Raw genomic sequence first — 19,281 nt, 5'->3', positions numbered from 1 at the left:
TACGGGTGCATTTATGATGCAAATCTAATGTCTTTTTTTATTTAATAAATCTGAAACCAAAGCAATAAATAACTGTTTTTCTTTTAATGGATAAGAAAAAAATTTTAAAGCAATATATGGAGATGCTTCTTACGGATAAGGAAGCATTGAATTCAGTTCTTTCTTTTTGTAAAAAAATAAAGCTTGACGAAAAAGAATTTTACAATCATTTCAATTCGTTAAATGATCTTGACAAAGCAGTTTGGGAGCATATCTTTGGAGAAGTGGAATCTTCCCTTTCGAAAGAAGAGAACTATGTCAATGGATCTGCGAGGGAAAAAGTGCTGTTTTTCTACTATACCCTTGTTGAAATGCTCAAGTCTTATCGCAGTTATATTCTGTTCAAAAGGGGAGATGAACGACTAATAAAAGCAGCTAAAGATACAGCCGATCTTAAAAAATTTAAGGAAAAGTTTGAGGAATGGATGAAAGCTATTGTTGAGGAAGGTATTGAAAAGGAAGAAATTGCCGATCGCCCACGACTCACCGATCAGTATTTTCGGGTATTCTGGATTCACTTTTTATTTATCCTTGAATTTTGGATCAAAGACGATTCAAGAGGATTTGAAAAAACAGATGCTGCCATTGAGAAATCAGTTAATCTGGCTTTTGAACTTATAGGAAAAGGACCATTAGATTCAGCGATTGATTTCGCAAAATTCATCTTTCAAAATCAAAGTAAATAATTGAAATCACAAGAAAGTATACCTGCAAGTAAGGTTCAGAGAGCCACTGCATTCGTCAAGACGGGAGTAAAAGTTGGTGGTAACTACGTAAAGCATTACGCTAAGAAAGCGGTCAATCCGGAAAAATCTAAAGATGACTTGCATAATGATAATGCCGAAGAGATTTACGGCATGCTCAGCAATCTTAAAGGCAGTGCTCTAAAAGTAGCACAAATGATGAGTATGGATCAAAATATTCTTCCTACAGCTTATCAGGAGCGATTTGCAATGTCTCAATACAGTGCTCCGCCGTTATCAGGCCCGCTAATTGTGAAGACTTTTAAGAGTTATTTTGGAAAATCACCTTCAGATATTTTTGACACCTTTACTAAGGAGGCGGTCAATGCAGCATCAATTGGTCAGGTGCATAAAGCAAGTAAAGATGGGAAAGAGTTTGCTGTAAAAGTACAGTATCCGGGAGTCGCAGAAAGCGTTCAATCAGATTTGAAGATGGCCAAACCTTTTGCCAAACGATTAATGAATGTAAAAGGTAAAGACCTCGACAAATATATGAATGAGGTTGAAGAAAGACTTACTGAGGAGACCGATTATGAATTAGAACTAAAACGATCCGTGGAAATTTCAGAAGCCTGCAAGGACATAGGAGATGTTGTTTTCCCAAAATATTATCCTGAGTTTTCTGCGCGAAAAATTCTCACAATGGATTGGATTGATGGTGCACATATAAAAGAATGGCTCCTCACCAATCCTGATCAAATAATGAGAAACAAAGTGGGTCAGATTATGTGGGATTTTTATGACTATCAGGTGCATAAGCTGAAAATGGTTCATGCTGATCCTCATCCGGGGAATTTTATGATAACAAAAGAAGGAAAATTAGCCATTCTGGATTTTGGATGTGTAAAAGTTATTCCTGAAGAATTCTATATCAATTATTTCAAATTGCTTAGAGCTGATCGTCTGACAGGAAATGAAGAATTTGAAAAAATTCTTGAGGATATCGAATTAATTACGTCTAAAGATTCTCAAAAAATCAGAAATCTCTTTGTTGAAATTTATGCAGAATTAGGTGATTTGCTATCCAAACCTTACAGGTCTGAGAAATTTGATTTTGGTGACAATTCCTACTTTAAAGACATTTATGACTTGGGTGAGAAAACCGCGACAATGAAAGAATTGCGAGAAGCAGGCACTGCCAGGGGGTCTCAACATGCACTTTATGTAAACAGAACATATTTTGGTTTATATAATTTACTAAATCAAATAAAGGCTGAAATAGAGCCAAGAACTCATTGGGAGTTTTAAGAGGTTGGAATTTGCCTTTAATAAATTTATTTTTGCAGTCAATTTGAAATTATCAATCCAATAAAATGATCGAAACAAAAGAAAATTATAAAGTAAAAGATATCAATCTGGCAGATTGGGGAAGAAAAGAAATTAAATTAGCTGAAGCCGAAATGCCCGGTTTGATGTCGCTAAGAGAAGAGTTTGGAGGTTCAAAACCTTTAAAAGGAGCCAGAATAGCCGGATGTCTTCACATGACCATTCAAACTGCGGTACTAATTGAAACACTTATCGAATTAGGAGCCGAAGTATCGTGGTCTTCCTGTAATATATTTTCTACTCAGGATCAGGCAGCTGCAGCAATTGCCGAAGCCGGTATTCCTGTCTATGCCTGGAAAGGTATGACTGAAGAAGAATACGAATGGTGCATCGAGCAAACACTTCATGCTTTTGAAGGTGGACAACCTTTAAATATGATATTGGATGATGGTGGAGATTTGACCAATGTTGTTTTGGACAAATATCCAGAATTAGCTCAGAACATTAAAGGTATTTCTGAAGAAACAACGACTGGAGTCTACAGATTGTATGAAAGGGTAAAAAATGGTACTTTACCGATGCCTGCTATTAATGTAAATGATTCAGTAACTAAATCTAAATTTGACAACAAATACGGTTGCAAAGAATCTGCAGTAGATGCTATCAGAAGAGCAACTGATATTATGATGGCCGGGAAAGTTGCAATAGTTGCCGGTTATGGTGACGTAGGAAAAGGAACCGCTCAATCATTAAGAGGAGCCGGTGCTCGTGTAATTGTAACTGAAATTGATCCAATTTGTGCATTACAGGCAGCAATGGATGGGTTCGAAGTAAAACGAATGGAAACTGCTATTCCAAGAGCCAATATTATTGTTACTGCTACCGGAAATAAGGATATTTTGACAGGAGAGCATTTCCAAATGATGAACGATAAAACAATTGTTTGCAATATCGGTCACTTCGATAATGAAATCGATGTAGCCTGGTTAAATAAGAATCATGGTAATTCTAAATACACCGTAAAGCCACAGGTTGATGTGTACAATGTCAATGGCAATGAAATTATTCTTCTTGCCGAAGGACGTTTGGTAAACCTTGGATGTGCTACGGGTCATCCGTCTTTTGTGATGTCAAATTCATTTACAAATCAGACATTAGCACAAATGGAACTTTGGAATAACAATGATAAATACGAAAACAAAGTATACATTTTGCCAAAGCATTTGGATGAAAAAGTAGCAATGCTTCATCTTGATAAAATAGGAGTGGAGCTAACTACACTCAGTAAAGAACAGGCTGAATATATCGGAGTGGACACTAAAGGGCCATTCAAGTCTGAACAATACAGATACTAATTCATTTTTATAGAATTAAGTCTGCCCTATTGTGCAATTGGGTAGATTAAACTGAGAAAGCCACGAAGCAATTAAGTTTCGTGGTTTTTTATGGCCTTAGAATTTTGCTTACAATGGGATTGAATGCCTTTGATGCTAAACTAACCTTATCGCCAAGTTTAAAGTCTTCTTCGCTATTTTCACAAACAGCTTTTATCAAATTTTGCCCAACCTGTACATGCAGAATGGAAATAAAACCCTGCTTTTCGATGTTGACAATTTCGCCGGTAAATTGATATTTGGCGCTGATTTTATTCTTAAGAAAGACTTCTTCTGCTGTTCCGGAACGAATTATTTTCCCATTTTCCAGAATATGAACAACATCGGAAAGTTTTAGAATTTCCGATACATCGTGTGTCACCAACACCATGCTTAGATCAAACTCCTTATGAATTTTTAATATATAAGACTGCAATTCACTGCGCATCTTTCCATCAAGAGCAGATAGAGGTTCATCCAAAAGTAATAGATCAGGCTTATTGACAATGCTTCGCCCCAAAGCAAGCCGTTGTTTTTGACCTCCGGAAAGTTGATTAGGTTTTTGCTTTTCAAGCCCTTTTAAGCCCAGTAAATCCAGGGTTGAGTTAACAAGAATTGGATTTACGCCTTTATCCAAACCGTATTTTAAATTTTCAACAACCGACATATTGGGAAACAAGGAATAGTCCTGGGAGAGAAATCCAATTTTCCTTTTTTGGACGGCCATATTTATTTTCTTTTCGGAGTCAAATAAAATTTGTTCTCCTTTTATAATTTGCCCTTCATCGGGTTTCATTAGTCCACATATCATTCGCAGGATAGAGGTTTTTCCTGAACCCGATGCTCCAAAAAGACAAAGTAGTTGGCCTTTGCTGATATTGAAATTCACCTTCAATTCAAGTTTTCCTTCAGAAGAATTCAATTGCTTTTTGACATTGATATTTATCATATTACAGAATTCTTTTATTGAATAGATTTAGTCCAAATAATATGAGAAATGCAATTACAATAATCACAAGAGAATAGATATTGGCACTATTGTAATCCAGGGCTTCAACGCTGTCGTAAATTGCAATAGACGCTACCCTGGTTTTATCAGGAATATTTCCTCCAATCATCAATACGAGGCCAAATTCTCCTAATGTGTGAGCAAAAGCCATAGCAAAGGCAGTAATTATGGAATTCTTGGTATTCGGGATAATGACATTTAAAATCGTATTCAGCTTTGACTTGCCAAGTACCCATGAAGCTTCGATGATGGATTTATCCATACTGGCAAAAGCGGAACGAATTGGATTTACCATAAATGGCATGCTGTAAACCACAGATGCAAATACAAGACCTTGAAACGAAAAAAGGATATCGATCCCAAAATATTCTTTTAAGAAAGAAGCGGGAAATTTATCAGGACTGAAAAAAAAAAGAAAGTAAAATCCTAAGACAGTAGGTGGCAAAACCAAAGGCATGCTCACCAGGGTTTCGATAAATGATCTAATTTTATTTTTACTAAAGGCGAGCCAATAAGCAATGGGAATGCCTATTAACATCAAAATTAATGAACTAAAAAAAGCCAGTTTTAGCGAAAGCCATATGGGATTTAGATCGATCAATGCGATAAAATAATTTCATTGGTTTTAATCATGGCGAAAACCGTATCGTCAATCTTAAGATTTAGTCTTTCGGCTGAACCCCTGGTGATTATAGAGGTAATAGTACCCACCTCTGTTTTAAGAACTATTTTCGAAAGTATGGCAGTATGTTCTATTTTTTCAATATTTCCTAAAATGCGGTTTCTTAAACTGCTGTTATGATTTGTATTTGTGTCAATAATTACTTCAGTTTCTTTAAATAATATTTCTATTTCATTGCCTATGAAAAGATAATTTGAGTTCTGGGGATTGTCTAAAACAATACTTGTAAAAAAGTTATTTCCCGATTTCAATTTGACCAGACTCATGGATCCTTCCGATTCAACTTCTTCAATTATCGATTTAAAACGATTCATTATGGTCGAAAATAACCAAATTCTGATAGAATTTTGCGGCCATCATTTGAAAGAATAAAATTGGCAAAGCGATTGGAAATAGTATCTGGTTTAAGAACAATAAAAGCCTGAACAATTGGAGAATGAAGACTTGTATCAATTTCTAAATAATTGGATTCGTTTTTAAATGAGGAACCATACATTAATGATCTCGCAGTAAATCCAGCCTGTACAGCTCCACTTTGTATAAATAAAGCCGTTTGCGAAATATTTTCTCCAATCACTAATTTACTTTTTAGTGTTTCGTATTGATTAATAGCTTGTAAAAATTCTACAGTGGCTTTTCCATAAGGTGCAAGTTGCGGATTGGCGATTGCAATATTTTCGATGCTTTCGGATTTTAATTGTTCCAAGCTTATTTTTTCACTTAGGACAGTTGACCATAATATCAAACTCCCCTTCGCGTAATTTTTTGGAGGCAGGCAATTGGCATACTTTCCGTAAATGAAATCGGGATAATACCGGTCGGCAGAAATAAATATATCGTATGGCGCCCCCTGTAATATTTGAGCGGCGAGTTTTCCACTGGACGAACTTATTATCTCAATATTTACATCTTCAGTTATCTCGAATTCTTCCACCAAGGCTTTTACGACAAACTGTGCGTTTGAAGATACAGCTATGCTCAAATATTTTTCTTCTGTCTTCTCGCATGAAATGAATAATATGCCGTTGATTACAATGGCGAGAAAAGAATAAAACCGATGATCCATCAGGCAATTATCAGATCAGGATCGAAATGATTTTTCCATGCCGTTATTCCTCCTTCAAGGTTAATTAGATTATCATAAGCGTATTTCTCACTTAAAAATTTGATAATCGTTGCACTTCTCTGACCGCTTTTGCAGTAGAGTATGACTTTGCCAGACTTAGGTATCTCTTTGTAACTATTTTGAATTTCCGACATCGGAAGGTGTTGTCCTCCGAGATTGGAAAGTGTATGCTCATTAATTTCCCTAACATCGAAGAGTTGATATTCTTTATTATTCTCCTTCCATTTTTTAAATTCTTGAACATCAATGCTTTTCATTTTTTTTGACTTTAATCCACAAAATTCCTCATAGTCGATGAGTTCTTTTATAAGAGGTTTCTTTCCGCTGATTGGATTGTCGGTGTCTTTTTGAATATTTATTTTCCTGAATTCCATGTCTTTGGTTTCAACCAAAAGAAGTTTGCCCGATAGTGGTTCTCCAATGCCCGATAGCACCTTAATAACTTCTAGTGCCTGCATGGTTCCAAGTATCCCCGGCAAGACGCCCAAAACACCACCATCAGCACAGTTTGGTACGATTCCGGGAAGTGGCGGCTTAGGAAACAAATCCCTATAATTTGGACCTCCCATGTAATTAAAAACACTCAATTGACCTTCAAACTGAAAAATAGAAGCAAAGACATTTACCTTACCTGTTAAAACACAAGCATCATTAACAAGATATCTCGTTGGAAAATTATCTGTTCCATCGGCAATCACATCGAAATTTTGAAAGATTCTCAAGGCATTATCTGAGCTCAGTTTTTCATCGAAAATCTTATAATTTATATGTGGATTATTGTCTTTTAGCTTTTTTATGGCTTGCCTGCTTTTCTTTTTCCCAAGATCAGAAGTGCCGTAAAGAACTTGTCTGTGAAGATTGGAAACATCGACAATGTCAAAATCTACGATTCCAATTGTCCCAATTCCTGCTGCTGCTAAATACATCAAAAGAGGAGTGCCTAAGCCACCGGCACCAACGACCAGAACGCTGGAATTTTTTAATTTTTCCTGGGATTCCCTGCCAAATTCAGGCAAAATAATTTGTCTAGAATAACGTAATATCTCATCCTTTGAAAGCGACATAAAATCAAAAGTAATAGATTCAGGAATGATCAGCACATATGTCTCATACTATTCATAACTTCGAAATAGAAAATTTATATCATGTCAAAGGATTTTACACATTTGAACAAAAGCGGAGATCCCAAAATGGTGGATGTCACCGAAAAAAGTGAAACCTACAGAATGGCGGTGGCCCAATCACTGATAAGCATTGATCAGGAAATAATTAACAGGCTTGAAAATGACGAGATTCACACCAAAAAAGGACCTGTATTTCAAACGGCTATTATCGCGGGAATCCAGGCGGCCAAGAAAACCAGCGATTTAATACCACTTTGTCACCCTCTTCAATTGGATAACTGTGAGGTGGAAATTAAAATAAATGATCAGAAAATGATCGAAATAAGGTGTTCAACCAAAATAAAGGCAAAGACTGGAGTAGAAATGGAAGCATTAACAGGTGCCAGTATTGCCGCACTTACTATATACGATATGTGCAAAGGCTTTTCTCAGAATATTCAGATAAAACAAACCATGCTGATTGAAAAAACAGGAGGTAAAAGTGACTTCAAAAGAGCATAAAAAACACGCTGATCTGGAAAAGCCGTTGGGAGGAAAATATCATAGAAATGAAATTGCCTTTATCGGTGCTCCTTGTGTTGAAATTCAGGATTTAGTAAAAGACATCAGTCCAAAATTGAAAAATATCAATGTCGGTTACATGGATGCGGATCATGGGGAAGGTGAAAAAGCCCTGGACTTCAATTTGACTTACACCGATAAAATCTCTCATCATCAGGTCAATTTCAAAAGTGATTATTCGGAATTCGAACTGCGCTCGCAATTTCTGGATCTTGACCTCTTATTGATTAATGGAAATCATTTTTTGGGTGATAAGCAAATTGTCATAATCAATGAAAAGAAAAAAGAGTCGCTAAGCCGTAAACTAGACCGACTTAAAAATGTAGTAGCTTTTGTGTTTGCTGAAGGAGAGACTGAGATATATGATTTCCTGAAAGAAGCGATCAAAGACTGGAAAAGTATTCCAACATTTAAAATTAGGTGGATTGAAGGAATTGCAACGTTAATCAGAGGAATAGAAGAAACAAAGAGACCCAAATTAAAAGGCCTTGTATTGGCAGGAGGAAAGAGTTTGAGAATGGGTAAAGACAAAACAAAGATCGATTACCATGGCAAACCTCAAAACGAATATATCTATGAATTAATTTCGGGTTTTTGTGAAGAAACCTATTTATCTGTGGCCCAAAAATCTGATTCAAAACTTCCTCAGATAGAAGATAAAATCACAGGATTGGGACCTTATTCAGGAATTGTTTCTGCGTTTATACATGATCCGAATGCCGCATGGCTTGTTTTAGCGACAGACATTCCATTGCTTAATAAAGAGACGATCAATCAGCTGGTAGGTAATAGAAACACTTCAAAATACGCCACTTGTTTTCACAATCCTGAGACCAATTTTCCCGAACCGCTGATCACCATTTGGGAACCGAGATCTTATCCGCGCCTATTAAACTTTCTATCGCTTGGATTCTCATGTCCGAGAAAAGCATTAATCAATTCAGATGTTGAGGAGTTGGAGATTGAGAATAAGGAACATTTATTCAATGCCAATACACCTGAGGAAATGGCAAAAATCCGATCAAAAATAGATTCTTCAAAGTAAAAGTATTGGAATTGAATTGAGTAAATAATTTATCGGTAGATCAGGACAGGAAAAACTTCACCTTTTTTATAAATTTCACGTCCCCTTGGAAGAATAGTAAAAGCAGAGTTGTTGGTTAAATTCGCAAGATCTCCCGACCCATTCCCTTTGTTTGGGAAAGCTATGAGTTCAGCTTTTTCTGTATACTCCAGATTGACTTCCAAAAAATAAGTAAGATCTGCTTTGAATTCAATATCTCTACCCAATTTTGCTAATGGCCTTTGGTTTTTATAAGCTTCAATTGAACCGTTTAGCCAATCGAAAAAGTAATAATTGATACACAAAAAAGATGAAACCGGATTTCCGGGAAGTGCAAATACACTTACCTTATTTTCGAGGGTTCCAAACCAAAACGGTTTTCCGGGCCTTTGCGCAATTCTGTGAAAACATTTTTTCAAGCCCAATTCTTCTAACGCATTGGGGATAAAATCAAATTTTCCTTTCGATACACCACCGCTTAAAATAATTATTTCAAATTCATTTAAAAGTTCTTTGAGAATTTTGATTATGGTATCATAATCATCCGGTAAATGCATTGTATTCGCTTCAATTTGAACTTTTTTTAGAAGGGCCTGAATGGCATATACATTACTTTCTCTAATTTGATGTGCCTCGGGCTTATCGTTTATCCCTACAAGTTCTTTTCCTGTTGATATAATAATTGTTTTTGGAAGCCGACTGACCTTAACTACAGATTTTCCAACCGTGGCACAAAGGCCGATTTCAGCCGCTGAAATTTTCATTCCGGATTTAATCAATACATCCCCTTTTCTACGATCTTCTACCCTGAAGTGAATATTCTGTTTGTATTTAATTTCTTCTGTTTTCAGATAAGCTTTACCTTCTCTTATTTCTATTTTTTCATAAGGGACTACCGTATCCAGGCCATCTGGCATTATTGCTCCGGTCATTACTTCCAGACAAGCCCCTTTTTCTCTCAATGATTTTTGCGGATCACCGGCAGCAGCGGCACCTCTTATAGAAAAATCTTTTTCGCCTTTTTCAATAGCATTATATCGAATAGCGATGCCGTCCATTGTTACACGATCGAATGGCGGAAAATCGCGATCTGCTATTATATCTTCTCTTATAATTCTTCCGACTGATTTTTCAATGGGGATTTTTTCGGTCCCAAAATCTCTGTAATTCTCGGATAGAATTTTTTCGGCTTCTTCAACGCTGATCATATTATCCTCCTATGCTTGCCATGGATTCAAAAGATTGATTGACTCTTCTGATATGTTTCTCAGCTTCAAATCCATTTTTAGCCCTTTGATTTAAGACCACTTTTAAATGTTTTAGTAAATCTTCATCTTCGATCTCGCTTCTTAAAAGGTCTCGAATATTTAATACACCATTGCCATACAAACATGTACGTAAATCGCCTTGAGGTGTGATTCGTATCCGATTACAAGTTCCACAAAAAGTCCTGGTATAGGCGGCGATTATTCCAAAACTACCTTTGAACCCCTTAATCCTATAATTGTAGGATGTAGAATATTCAGGATCCGGAATTTTTTGGATCTCGTATTCGGATTGGATAAAATCGAGAATTTTCTTCATCGGCCAGAATGATGCATTTCCTCTGCCATCGGTTCCGTTAAATGGCATTTCTTCAATAAAACGAATTGATACCTTGTCTTTTTTTGCAAGTTCAAGCATGGGATAAATATCTTCAATATTCTTCCCGTCCATGACCACCATATTGACTTTCACATCAATTTTTGATTTTAATAATTCCAGGTAATTTGAATAAACTTTTTCGAATAGATTTTTTCTTGTTATTTGATAAAATCTTTCCTTGTCAAGACTATCAAGACTGAGGTTTAGAGATTTTATTCCTATTCGACGGAGTTCATCAATAACATCATTATCAAAAGTCCCATTTGATGTAATGTGAATTTGTTCTACATTCTGAATTTTGGAAGCCTCTTTTAGAAAGTCAATGATATTCTTCCTGGCAAAAGGTTCTCCTCCGGTAATGCGAAGTTTTGAAATACCGGCTGAAGCAAATACATGAATTGTCCTTAACAACTCTTCAAATGACATTAAATCTGTGCGTTTCACATATTGAATTCCATTTTCAGGCATACAATAAAAGCATCGCAGATTGCATCGATCTGTAACAGCTATTCTCAAATAGTTTATTCTACGACCGTGATTATCAAAAAGACTCAATGGAATGATTTAGTTTAATCTGATTAATTGTGAATATTGAATTATCCTTTGCAAGGTAAAAATTAAGATATTCAGACCAAAGCTTTAAATTTACACTGTCAATATTTTGAAATTTAGACATTAATTTGATTTTTATGCAGGTTAAGCTCTTGGCCTTTGGAATTGCAAAAGAAATACTAAAAAAGAAGGAGTTGACTCTTCATCTTGAATCGGGCACTAAAATAGCAGATCTAAAAAACAAACTGGTAAATGAATATCCTGGTTTTCATAAACTTAGAAGTCTAAAATTTGCAATAAACGAAGATTATCAGTCCGATGAATATCAGATCAAGGAAAACGAAGAAGTTGTGATCATTCCACCTGTAAGTGGAGGGTAATATGATTGAAATTAAGATAAAGGAGGAAAAATTAGATTGCGGATTCTGTCTTGATTTTGTCAGACATCATGAAGCCGGAGGGATAGCCACTTTTATTGGTACAGTTAGAAATCAAACCAATGGCAAAACTGTTGAACGTCTTGAATTTGAGTCTTATATTCCAATGGCAGAAAAAGAAATGCTTAAAATTGCTCAATTTATTGAATCAAAATGGGATGCCCATAATATCTGCATACATCATAGAATTGGGGTTTTGGAAGTCGGGGAAACGGCAGTAGTAATTGCTATTTCAACTCCACACAGAAAAGCCGCATTCGAAGCATGTCAATACGCTATAGATACATTAAAAGAAAACGTTCCAATCTGGAAAAAAGAGTTCTTTGAAGATGGTGAAGTATGGGTAGCTACACACCCTTAATCAATTACGAATTACGAATTATCAATTACGAATTATCAATTACGAATTATCAATGACGAATTATCAATTACGAAATTTTAATTGCGAGCTATATATTTTTTGAATATTGAATCAACCCTAAATTTATTCGTAATCCGTAATTGTCAATTCTAAATTCAGTTGAGGCTTTGCATTTGCTTTAATCGCGTATATAACCCGTGTTTATTTTCAATCAGATCAAAATGATTACCTCTTTCGATGATTTCACCTTCCTGAAGAACTATAATTTCATCGGCTTCCTGAATGGTACTTAAACGATGGGCAATTACCAATGAAGTTCGATTCATCATCAATTTATTTAATGCCTCTTGAACCATTCTTTCAGATTCGGTATCCAGAGCAGAAGTGGCTTCATCTAAAATAAGTATGGGAGGGTTTTTAAGCACTGCTCTCGCAATACTTATGCGTTGTCTTTGTCCGCCGGAAAGTCGCATACCGCGATCGCCAATTGTGGTATTGTAGCCGTCTTCAGTCGCCATGATAAAATCATGTGCATTGGCAATTTTTGCAGCCCGAATGACCGCTTCTTCACTGGCTTCTATTCCAAATGATATATTGTTGAAAATACTGTCATTAAATAAAATCGCCTCCTGTGTAACAATGCCCATTAGATTTCTGAGCGATTGGATGTCAATTTCTTTTAATTCATAGCCGTCAACCAGGATTTGACCACTTTTAGGATCTGCAAAACGGGGAATTAGATCGGCCAATGTAGACTTACCACCACCGGAAGGCCCAACAAGCGCGACCATCTTGCCTTTTTTGACTTCGAAGTTTATGTTTTTCAATACCTGCTTTTCACCGTAGTAAAAATTGATATTTTTTAATTCTATTTTGTCATTAAAATCTTTTATAAAAACAGGATTATCCGATTCAACAATTGGATTCTTCTTTTCCATCAATTCAATCACACGATCACCGGCAACCAAACTTCTTTGAACTGAACTAAATGCCTCGGTTATTGATTTTGCAGGACGCATAACTTGAGAAAATACAGCCAGATATGCGATAAATTCGGAGGCGCTTAATGAACTTTGATCTGCCAAAACAAAATACCCACCTATAAGTAATATACCTGATACCAAAAGAACGCCTAAAAATTCTGAAGTTGGACTCGCCAGTTCTTTTTTCACATTCATTCTTCTGACTTTGTGAGCATAATAGTCATTTTCTTTTTTGAAGTTCTTTTTAATAAACCCCGTCGCGTTAAATGCTTTTATAACCCTTAAGCCTGAAAAGGTTTCATCCATCATACTAATTAAGCGACTTAATGAATTTTGGGTGTTTTGTGAATCTTTTTTGAGCTGTTTTACCAATACGCCAATCATCCCACCCATGACCGGTATAATAATTAGAGAAAACAGTGTGAGTTTAATTGATAGTGAGAACAGAATAAAGAAATAACCCAAAAGCATTAATGGATCTTTGATAATGACTGATATTGTACTGGTTAATCTGTTTTCGATCTCTTGTATATCGGTGGTTATTCGTGAAATTATATCTCCCTTTCGCTCATTTGTGAAAAATCCAATATTGAGTGAAATCGTATGATTATATACCCTTTCTCTGATGTTTCTAACGATTGAAGCGCGAATGGTTTCAACCAGTCTTTGCGATAAATACCGAAACACATTGCTGAGAAAAGTAGCTGCAATTACTACAAGGCAAATAACCTTTAAAGCCTCAAAAGCACCGCTTTCTATAATTATATTTTTGAGATAATAATTAAATGAATTTTTTAAGTACTCAATAGAAAATTCAAATGCCCCCGGTTCGATGAGTTCTGCAGGTGTGGATTGGACCTTTCCAAATAATAGATCCAAAAGGGGCATGATCAGAATAAAATTAAATTGACTGAAAACAATATACAGTAGTGAGAAAAGAAAGTAGATTGGTATGTACTTCTTTATCGAAGGGGCAAAACCTAATAATCTGAAATAAGTTTTCATTCCTGTAAATCTCGTGAATTAAAAAATGAAACTAACTCTGATGTAACTTTTTCAGGACTTATCTTCTTCATACAATCGCAATTTGAAGGAATGGGGCAATTAATACAATTCGATTTTCCTGTCAATGTTTTAACATATTTTCCTATAGGAGCCCATCTGCCAGGGTGCATCGGCTTAATTGGTGGATAAAGCCCAAGGGCAAAAACGTTTTGAATGGCTGCGATATGCAGGGGGCCAGTTGAGCAAGCTACTACCGCATCAGAATCTCCAATAAAGTCAAACAATTGTTCCAGACTGTATTTCCCCATATGATTTTTTACACCTGAATCAATAAAAAATTGCGGATCTTCCTGATTTATAATCTCCTCTTCTTTTTCAGTGCCTGTAACTATAATTTCAAATTCATCATCGGGAAGAAGTAAGGCCAGTTTTTTATAATTGCCCAGTGGCCAGTCCCTGGCACTGCCTCTTGATTTAGGGTGAAAAAGAATCCTTTTTTTTGTCGATTTTTCCTTGGATTTTCTTTTAATTCCTAAATAGCTAGGTATTTCATCTAATTCAGGGACGAAATCAATTTCCAATCCCTTTAGCAATTCAAAATTGAGTTGAGACTCATGTAAACTCGAATTTTTTCTGGTGAAATCAACTCTTTTATTCAAATGCAACCAATGCCACCATCGATGTGAAGTCCCAATTCTTGTTTTGACCTTATATTTTTTAGCCAGCAATGATATTTTTTTATCTGGGAATACTATAATAATCGCATCCGGTTTATTCTTGTTGAAATATTCATCAACTTCTGTATCTAGTATTACCGAATCGATATTTTCTGAACGTTGTATTATGGCTTTAGTATAATTTCTTGCAATAAAGTCAATCTTAATTTCAGGATTGAGGGATTTGAGATACCCGCATAGTGGTAAGGTGAGGATTACATCTCCAATGGCATCGGTTCGGCTTATTGCAATTCGTGACAACTTCAATTCTTCCAAATTCTATTTGTCAATCCCCCTGCGATTAAAATCCATCAATTTCGCATATTTCAAAAATGAAGCATGGGCTGAATTCAAGGCAATTACCAAACCGTAATAGCCATCTAAAAATCCCAAGCGGACAAAATAAGCCATAACAAATTTAATCATAGGGCTAAAAATTAATTTCAAGTAGTTTGATTTTTTACCGGCCTTATGTAGATCTCTGGCCATGATTTCAGTGAAATAATCCATTTGTTTTAAATGGTCTGAAATATTATCCATGGTGTAATGAAGTATATCTCCTTTAATAAAGCTTATTTCTTTTCCTTCCATGACATCAAAACGGTCATGTGGATTTGATCCTTTCCAGGATCCTGCATCTTTTTTAAAAAGTCTTATTTTGCGGTCAGGATACCAGGTCCCGTGACGAATCCATTTTCCACAATAACTTGTCAATCGATTCATTTTATAGGCATCGGCTTGCCAACCAGACTTTATTTTCAAGATGTTTTTTCTTAGCTGTTCAGATAGTGCTTCATCGGCATCTAAAGAAAGGACATGTTCGTAATATGCATTTTGAAGGGCGAAATTTTTCTGTTCAATATGTCCTTCAAAAGTGTTTTGAATCACTCTTGCACCTAGTGATCCTGCAATTAGGACCGTTTGATCTGTGGAATAAGAATCAACGACCAAAATATCATCAACTACTTCCTTGGCGCTATTGATGCAATTGGCCAGCTTGTCTTCTTCATTGAATGCAATAATCACTAAAGATATCTTTACATCTGTTGCCTCCATAGCTCAATATTAGCCATTATCAATGAAATATAAGATCAATAGTATCGTAATATCATTTCAATCACAAGCAAACATAATTGATGTTTAGTTAATTAATATAATAAGTAGAGCCTGCGACAATTAATGGGTATTATAAAAACTTAAAATGGCTTGATCTAAATAGAATTCTTATTTTTGAAACAATGGCAGAAAAAAAAGTGGATATTTCAAATAGACCTCAAATTAACCTCAAAGGTGGAAAAAGACATAAACTTTTTATTGATGAGTTTATGGGTTATCTGGATTCACTTTACAATTTTGCATACCGACTAACCCTGGATGAAGATGACGCCAATGACCTGGTTCAGGACACCTATTTAAAAGCTTATCGTTTTTTTGATTCATATGAGCCGGGAACCAATGCTAAAGCATGGTTGTTCCGCATCCTGAAAAATAGTTTCATCAATGAATTTCGCAAGAAAAGCAAGCAACCAACAAAGGTTGATTATAGCGATTTAGAGCACACTTATAACTCTGAGGATGCAGATTCAAATAAAACGGTTGATTTAAGAACTGAAACTGAAAGAGATAAAATTGGTGATGAAGTAGCCACAGCTTTAAATGCGCTTGATGTTGATTTTAGAACTGCAATCATATTGTGTGATCTGGAAGGATTCACTTATGAAGAGATGTCCAAAATACTTGATATACCGATTGGCACGGTGAGATCACGACTTCACAGAGCAAGAAATTTGCTTAAAGAGAAACTAAAAATGTACGCTAAGACTTTAGGTTATAAGAGTTAGGCTTATGAATAAAACTACTACTAATGAAAATGGAATGAATGACGGTGAAAAATATACTTTATGTCCTGAGTTCATGAAACTGGCTCACCTCGTAATGGATGGAGAAGCAAATTCTGAAGAAGAAAAATTATTTTTAGCTCATGTTGAGGGAAGTAAGGATTGCAAGGACCACTATATGGAAGAGCAAAATATCCGTGCTGTCCTCAAAGAAAAATGTGGAAATGTTAGAGTTCCTGATAAACTGGTGAAAGCAATCCAGCTGAAGCTTCGGGAAATAACGATCGCATGAGTAAAAAAGGTAAGCTTCTCATTTTTTCTGCGCCATCTGGTGCAGGTAAGACGAGCATAGTAAAAAGGATTCTTTCAAAATACCCCAATATTGGATTTTCAATATCGGCCACCAGCCGCAATACCATAAGAGAGGGTGAACAAAACGGTAAGGACTATTATTTTTTGACATTGGATGAATTCAAAGAAAAAATAAAAAATGAGGAATTTGTCGAATGGGAAGAAGTATATGAAAACGCCTTTTATGGTACGCTAAAGTCTGAATTGGAGCGGATATGGACTGAGGGCCGCCATGTGATTTTTGATATTGATGTAAAAGGTGGTTTGAACATTAAAAAACAATACGGCGATAGAGCATTAGCAATCTTTGTACAACCTCCATCAGTTCAAACCTTAGAAGAAAGACTAAAAAAACGCGGAAGCGAAAATGATAAAAGTCTGCAGGAAAGAATTAATAAGGCCGAGTCAGAAATGAAATATGCTTCGCATTTTGATGTGGTGATAGAAAATGATAATCTGGATCATGCCGTTCAGGAAGCCGAAAAATACATAAACAAATTTCTCACTTGAAAGTAGGACTATTTTTTGGCTCTTTTAATCCCATCCATATTGGACATTTAATTATTGCCAATACAATTTTGGAGAAAACAGATATTCAAAAGGTAATGTTTGTTGTTTCTCCTCAAAGTCCTTTTAAAAAAAATACTTCACTTATTCCCGAATACGACAGACTTGAAATGGTCCGACTGGCTATTTATGATAATTTGGAGTTTGAAGTATCAGATATTGAATTTCATATGCCGAAACCGAGCTATACGGTTGACACGTTGGCGTATTTAACGGAAAAATATCCGGAAAGGGAGTTTTCACTGATAATTGGGGAAGATAATCTTGTACATTTCAACAAGTGGAAAAATTACGAAGCGATTTTAAAATACCATCGTTTATTAGTTTACCCAAGACCCAACACGCCGGAAGTATTAGAAGATTATGGGGAATCAGTCAAAATGATTGAAGCGCCTTTAATGGAAATATCAGCGACATTTATTAGAGATTGTGTGCGGAATAATCAATCGATCAGATATCTTGTGCATCCGGATGTAGAGGAATACATTATTCGCAATAAAATTTATTCCTGATTGATGAATTTTTTTTAAATCAAATGATCATTATCAAATTGATCCAAAAAATTAGATGGTCATTATTTCTTCTTCCTTGACCTTAAAAATTTCATCTAACTTTTCTGAGTGTTTATCTGTGATTTTTTGAACTTCTCCTTCTGCATCCTTGATCAGATCTTCGGGAGCACCATCTTTTTGTAATTTTTTCAGTTCATCATTCATATCCTTTCTTACTGTTCGGATACTAATTTTACCTTGTTCACAATCCGATTTCGCTTGTTTAACCAATTGAATACGCCTGTCTTCTGTAAGTGGAGGTAAATTGATTCTAATATTTTCTCCGTCGTTTTGTGGATTTAAGCCAAGATTTGAATTGATTATCGCTCTCTCAACATCGGCTAATATTGATTTTTCAAAAGGCTTGATTAAAAATGAACGCGCGTCCGGAGTGTTAACACTTGCGAGTTGATTTAATGGAGTCATCGCACCATAATATTCGACCATTACACCTTCAAGTATTGAAGGATTGGCCTTCCCCGCCCTAATTTTTGCTAATTCAGATTTGGTATGAGCGACTGCCTTATCCATGCTTTCTTCAGTCAACTCCAATATCATTTCTATTTCTTCCATTTGTATTATTAATTAGTAACCAATGTGCCTACTTCTTCCCCTTTAACAATTCGGAGTAAGTTGCCCGATCTATTCATATCGAATACAATTATTGGCAATTCATTTTCTTTACACAAAGCAAAAGCCGTCATATCCATCACTTTTAATCCTTTCAGAATTACCTCCTCAAAAGAAATGTGATCAAATTTAATGGCTTCAGGATCTTTTTCAGGATCGGCATTATATACACCATCAACTCTGGTTCCTTTGAGAACCACTTCTGCTTCTATTTCTATTGCTCTTAAGCTCGCAGCTGAATCAGTCGTGAAATAAGGATTTCCGGTTCCGGCTCCAAAAATTACAACACGTCCTTTTTCCAAATGACGTACGGCACGACGTTTGATAAATGGTTCGCAGACCTGGTCGACTCTAATTCCGGATTGAAGTCGTGTATAAACACCATTTTTTTCAAGAACACTTTGTATGGCCATTCCATTTATAAGCGTGGCAAGCATGCCCATATAGTCACCCTGAACTCTATCGATTCCGAGTGCTTCAGCATCGGCACCGCGCATTATATTTCCACCACCTATTACTATGGCCACTTCAACACCGGCTTTTACAACTTCTTTTATTTCAAGTGCAAAGCGATCAAGAATTTCAGTTTCAATGCCATGACCGTGTTTTCCGGCCAGTGCTTCACCGCTGAGTTTTAATAGGATTCTTTTATATTTCATT

23 protein-coding genes are annotated in these 19,281 nt (G+C 35.8%); 11 read left to right on the top strand and 12 right to left on the bottom strand.

Annotation, left to right across the window (positions count from 1 at the left end):
• Window positions 1–86 precede the first annotated feature (86 nt).
• The 3 genes from HZR84_03150 (at window position 87) to HZR84_03140 (ending at window position 3,403) form a co-directional block, all read left to right on the top strand.
• A complete protein-coding gene (locus HZR84_03150; GenBank protein QNL20978.1) occupies window positions 87–725 on the top strand; it encodes a TetR/AcrR family transcriptional regulator in 639 nt (212 codons plus the stop codon).
• Entirely contained in the window at window positions 726–2,030 is a 1,305-nt protein-coding gene (locus tag HZR84_03145) for an AarF/ABC1/UbiB kinase family protein (protein ID QNL20977.1), read from the top strand.
• A 65-nt stretch (window positions 2,031–2,095) separates the two neighbouring features.
• Window positions 2,096–3,403, top strand: a complete 1,308-nt coding sequence (locus HZR84_03140) for an adenosylhomocysteinase (GenBank protein ID QNL20976.1) — start codon at window positions 2,096–2,098, stop codon at window positions 3,401–3,403.
• Between the two features lie 88 nt (window positions 3,404–3,491).
• On the opposite strand, the gene HZR84_03135 is transcribed toward HZR84_03140, so the two are convergent.
• Genes HZR84_03135 through moeB form a run of 5 tightly spaced genes read right to left on the bottom strand, consistent with a single transcriptional unit; the run spans window position 3,492 to window position 7,302 of the window.
• Window positions 3,492–4,370, bottom strand: coding sequence for an ATP-binding cassette domain-containing protein (locus HZR84_03135; GenBank protein ID QNL20975.1), 879 nt, complete (start codon window positions 4,368–4,370; stop codon window positions 3,492–3,494).
• Window position 4,371: 1 nt separating this feature from the next.
• Window positions 4,372–5,028 (bottom strand): molybdate ABC transporter permease subunit, encoded by a 657-nt coding sequence (modB, locus tag HZR84_03130; protein QNL23171.1) that lies wholly within the window; start codon window positions 5,026–5,028, stop codon window positions 4,372–4,374.
• Window positions 5,028–5,426 carry a TOBE domain-containing protein gene (locus HZR84_03125; GenBank protein QNL20974.1) on the bottom strand — a complete coding sequence of 133 codons (399 nt, stop codon included), beginning with the start codon at window positions 5,424–5,426 and terminating at the stop codon, window positions 5,028–5,030. The genes modB and HZR84_03125 overlap by 1 nt, the downstream gene beginning before the upstream one ends.
• A complete protein-coding gene (gene modA, locus HZR84_03120; GenBank protein QNL20973.1) occupies window positions 5,426–6,178 on the bottom strand; it encodes a molybdate ABC transporter substrate-binding protein in 753 nt (250 codons plus the stop codon). Before modA ends, HZR84_03125 begins: the two co-directional genes overlap by 1 nt.
• Complete coding sequence (gene moeB / locus HZR84_03115; GenBank protein QNL20972.1) at window positions 6,178–7,302, bottom strand: molybdopterin-synthase adenylyltransferase MoeB; 1,125 nt, start codon at window positions 7,300–7,302, stop codon at window positions 6,178–6,180. The genes modA and moeB overlap by 1 nt, the downstream gene beginning before the upstream one ends.
• Before the next feature lie 81 nt (window positions 7,303–7,383).
• On the opposite strand from moeB, the gene moaC reads away from it, so the two are divergent.
• Entirely contained in the window at window positions 7,384–7,863 is a 480-nt protein-coding gene (gene moaC, locus HZR84_03110; GenBank protein ID QNL20971.1) for a cyclic pyranopterin monophosphate synthase MoaC, read from the top strand.
• A gap of 139 nt (window positions 7,864–8,002) precedes the next feature.
• Window positions 8,003–8,968, top strand: coding sequence for an NTP transferase domain-containing protein (locus HZR84_03105; GenBank protein ID QNL23170.1), 966 nt, complete (start codon window positions 8,003–8,005; stop codon window positions 8,966–8,968).
• A 29-nt stretch (window positions 8,969–8,997) separates the two neighbouring features.
• On the opposite strand, the gene HZR84_03100 is transcribed toward HZR84_03105, so the two are convergent.
• Together HZR84_03100 and moaA are read right to left on the bottom strand one after the other, a co-directional pair.
• Window positions 8,998–10,194, bottom strand: coding sequence for a molybdopterin molybdotransferase MoeA (locus HZR84_03100; protein QNL20970.1), 1,197 nt, complete (start codon window positions 10,192–10,194; stop codon window positions 8,998–9,000).
• A 1-nt stretch (window position 10,195) separates the two neighbouring features.
• Complete coding sequence (moaA, locus tag HZR84_03095) at window positions 10,196–11,191, bottom strand: GTP 3',8-cyclase MoaA (GenBank protein ID QNL23169.1); 996 nt, start codon at window positions 11,189–11,191, stop codon at window positions 10,196–10,198.
• Between the two features lie 128 nt (window positions 11,192–11,319).
• Here moaA and HZR84_03090 point away from each other — a divergent pair, with 128 nt between their 5' ends.
• Together HZR84_03090 and HZR84_03085 are read left to right on the top strand one after the other, a co-directional pair.
• Window positions 11,320–11,562, top strand: coding sequence for a MoaD/ThiS family protein (locus HZR84_03090; protein ID QNL20969.1), 243 nt, complete (start codon window positions 11,320–11,322; stop codon window positions 11,560–11,562).
• Between the two features lies 1 nt (window position 11,563).
• Window positions 11,564–11,980: a molybdenum cofactor biosynthesis protein MoaE gene (locus HZR84_03085; protein QNL20968.1), complete on the top strand. Its 417-nt coding sequence runs from the start codon at window positions 11,564–11,566 to the stop codon at window positions 11,978–11,980.
• A gap of 155 nt (window positions 11,981–12,135) precedes the next feature.
• Here HZR84_03085 and HZR84_03080 read toward each other — a convergent pair whose 3' ends face one another.
• From HZR84_03080 to HZR84_03070, 3 genes are read right to left on the bottom strand one after another with little or no spacing between them, the layout of a single operon-like run.
• Complete coding sequence (locus HZR84_03080; GenBank protein QNL20967.1) at window positions 12,136–13,968, bottom strand: ABC transporter ATP-binding protein; 1,833 nt, start codon at window positions 13,966–13,968, stop codon at window positions 12,136–12,138.
• The gene (locus HZR84_03075) at window positions 13,965–14,951 is read right to left on the bottom strand and encodes a glycosyltransferase family 9 protein (GenBank protein ID QNL20966.1); all 987 of its coding nucleotides are present in this window, start codon (window positions 14,949–14,951) and stop codon (window positions 13,965–13,967) included. The genes HZR84_03080 and HZR84_03075 overlap by 4 nt, the downstream gene beginning before the upstream one ends.
• A 12-nt stretch (window positions 14,952–14,963) precedes the next feature.
• A complete protein-coding gene (locus HZR84_03070) occupies window positions 14,964–15,740 on the bottom strand; it encodes a glycosyltransferase family 2 protein (protein ID QNL20965.1) in 777 nt (258 codons plus the stop codon).
• Between the two features lie 182 nt (window positions 15,741–15,922).
• Here HZR84_03070 and HZR84_03065 point away from each other — a divergent pair, with 182 nt between their 5' ends.
• Genes HZR84_03065 through HZR84_03050 form a run of 4 tightly spaced genes read left to right on the top strand, consistent with a single transcriptional unit; the run spans window position 15,923 to window position 17,952 of the window.
• Window positions 15,923–16,525, top strand: a complete 603-nt coding sequence (locus tag HZR84_03065; protein QNL20964.1) for a sigma-70 family RNA polymerase sigma factor — start codon at window positions 15,923–15,925, stop codon at window positions 16,523–16,525.
• A gap of 4 nt (window positions 16,526–16,529) precedes the next feature.
• Window positions 16,530–16,814, top strand: coding sequence for a hypothetical protein (locus tag HZR84_03060; GenBank protein ID QNL20963.1), 285 nt, complete (start codon window positions 16,530–16,532; stop codon window positions 16,812–16,814).
• Window positions 16,811–17,383: a guanylate kinase gene (gene gmk, locus HZR84_03055; protein ID QNL20962.1), complete on the top strand. Its 573-nt coding sequence runs from the start codon at window positions 16,811–16,813 to the stop codon at window positions 17,381–17,383. The genes HZR84_03060 and gmk overlap by 4 nt, the downstream gene beginning before the upstream one ends.
• A complete protein-coding gene (locus HZR84_03050; GenBank protein QNL20961.1) occupies window positions 17,380–17,952 on the top strand; it encodes a nicotinate-nucleotide adenylyltransferase in 573 nt (190 codons plus the stop codon). The genes gmk and HZR84_03050 overlap by 4 nt, the downstream gene beginning before the upstream one ends.
• Window positions 17,953–18,003: 51 nt before the next feature.
• On the opposite strand, the gene frr is transcribed toward HZR84_03050, so the two are convergent.
• Both frr and HZR84_03040 read right to left on the bottom strand, forming a co-directional pair.
• Complete coding sequence (gene frr / locus HZR84_03045) at window positions 18,004–18,564, bottom strand: ribosome recycling factor (GenBank protein QNL20960.1); 561 nt, start codon at window positions 18,562–18,564, stop codon at window positions 18,004–18,006.
• Between the two features lie 8 nt (window positions 18,565–18,572).
• A complete protein-coding gene (locus HZR84_03040; GenBank protein ID QNL20959.1) occupies window positions 18,573–19,280 on the bottom strand; it encodes a UMP kinase in 708 nt (235 codons plus the stop codon).
• Window position 19,281 lies beyond the last annotated feature (1 nt).

The sequence above is a fragment of the Hyphobacterium sp. CCMP332 genome, from assembly GCA_014323545.1.
Lineage (GTDB): Bacteria > Bacteroidota > Bacteroidia > Cytophagales > CCMP332 > CCMP332.
This window is presented reverse-complemented; position numbering and strand designations above follow the sequence as displayed.

Excerpts from the sequence above, each read along its gene's own strand:
- HZR84_03070 (QNL20965.1), bottom strand. The coding sequence starts at position 15,740 with ATGGAGGCAACAGATGTAAAGATATCTTTAGTGATTATTGCATTCAAT.
- HZR84_03150 (QNL20978.1), top strand. The coding sequence starts at position 87 with ATGGATAAGAAAAAAATTTTAAAGCAATATATGGAGATGCTTCTTACG.
- HZR84_03100 (QNL20970.1), bottom strand. The coding sequence starts at position 10,194 with ATGATCAGCGTTGAAGAAGCCGAAAAAATTCTATCCGAGAATTACAGA.
- gmk (QNL20962.1), top strand. The coding sequence starts at position 16,811 with ATGAGTAAAAAAGGTAAGCTTCTCATTTTTTCTGCGCCATCTGGTGCA.
- modA (QNL20973.1), bottom strand. The coding sequence starts at position 6,178 with ATGGATCATCGGTTTTATTCTTTTCTCGCCATTGTAATCAACGGCATA.
- moaC (QNL20971.1), top strand. The coding sequence starts at position 7,384 with ATGTCAAAGGATTTTACACATTTGAACAAAAGCGGAGATCCCAAAATG.
- HZR84_03140 (QNL20976.1), top strand. The coding sequence starts at position 2,096 with ATGATCGAAACAAAAGAAAATTATAAAGTAAAAGATATCAATCTGGCA.
- HZR84_03125 (QNL20974.1), bottom strand. The coding sequence starts at position 5,426 with ATGAATCGTTTTAAATCGATAATTGAAGAAGTTGAATCGGAAGGATCC.
- HZR84_03065 (QNL20964.1), top strand. The coding sequence starts at position 15,923 with ATGGCAGAAAAAAAAGTGGATATTTCAAATAGACCTCAAATTAACCTC.
- HZR84_03040 (QNL20959.1), bottom strand. The coding sequence starts at position 19,280 with ATGAAATATAAAAGAATCCTATTAAAACTCAGCGGTGAAGCACTGGCC.
- HZR84_03080 (QNL20967.1), bottom strand. The coding sequence starts at position 13,968 with ATGAAAACTTATTTCAGATTATTAGGTTTTGCCCCTTCGATAAAGAAG.
- frr (QNL20960.1), bottom strand. The coding sequence starts at position 18,564 with ATGGAAGAAATAGAAATGATATTGGAGTTGACTGAAGAAAGCATGGAT.
- HZR84_03105 (QNL23170.1), top strand. The coding sequence starts at position 8,003 with ATGGATGCGGATCATGGGGAAGGTGAAAAAGCCCTGGACTTCAATTTG.
- HZR84_03060 (QNL20963.1), top strand. The coding sequence starts at position 16,530 with ATGAATAAAACTACTACTAATGAAAATGGAATGAATGACGGTGAAAAA.
- HZR84_03135 (QNL20975.1), bottom strand. The coding sequence starts at position 4,370 with ATGATAAATATCAATGTCAAAAAGCAATTGAATTCTTCTGAAGGAAAA.
- HZR84_03085 (QNL20968.1), top strand. The coding sequence starts at position 11,564 with ATGATTGAAATTAAGATAAAGGAGGAAAAATTAGATTGCGGATTCTGT.
- moeB (QNL20972.1), bottom strand. The coding sequence starts at position 7,302 with ATGTCGCTTTCAAAGGATGAGATATTACGTTATTCTAGACAAATTATT.
- HZR84_03090 (QNL20969.1), top strand. The coding sequence starts at position 11,320 with ATGCAGGTTAAGCTCTTGGCCTTTGGAATTGCAAAAGAAATACTAAAA.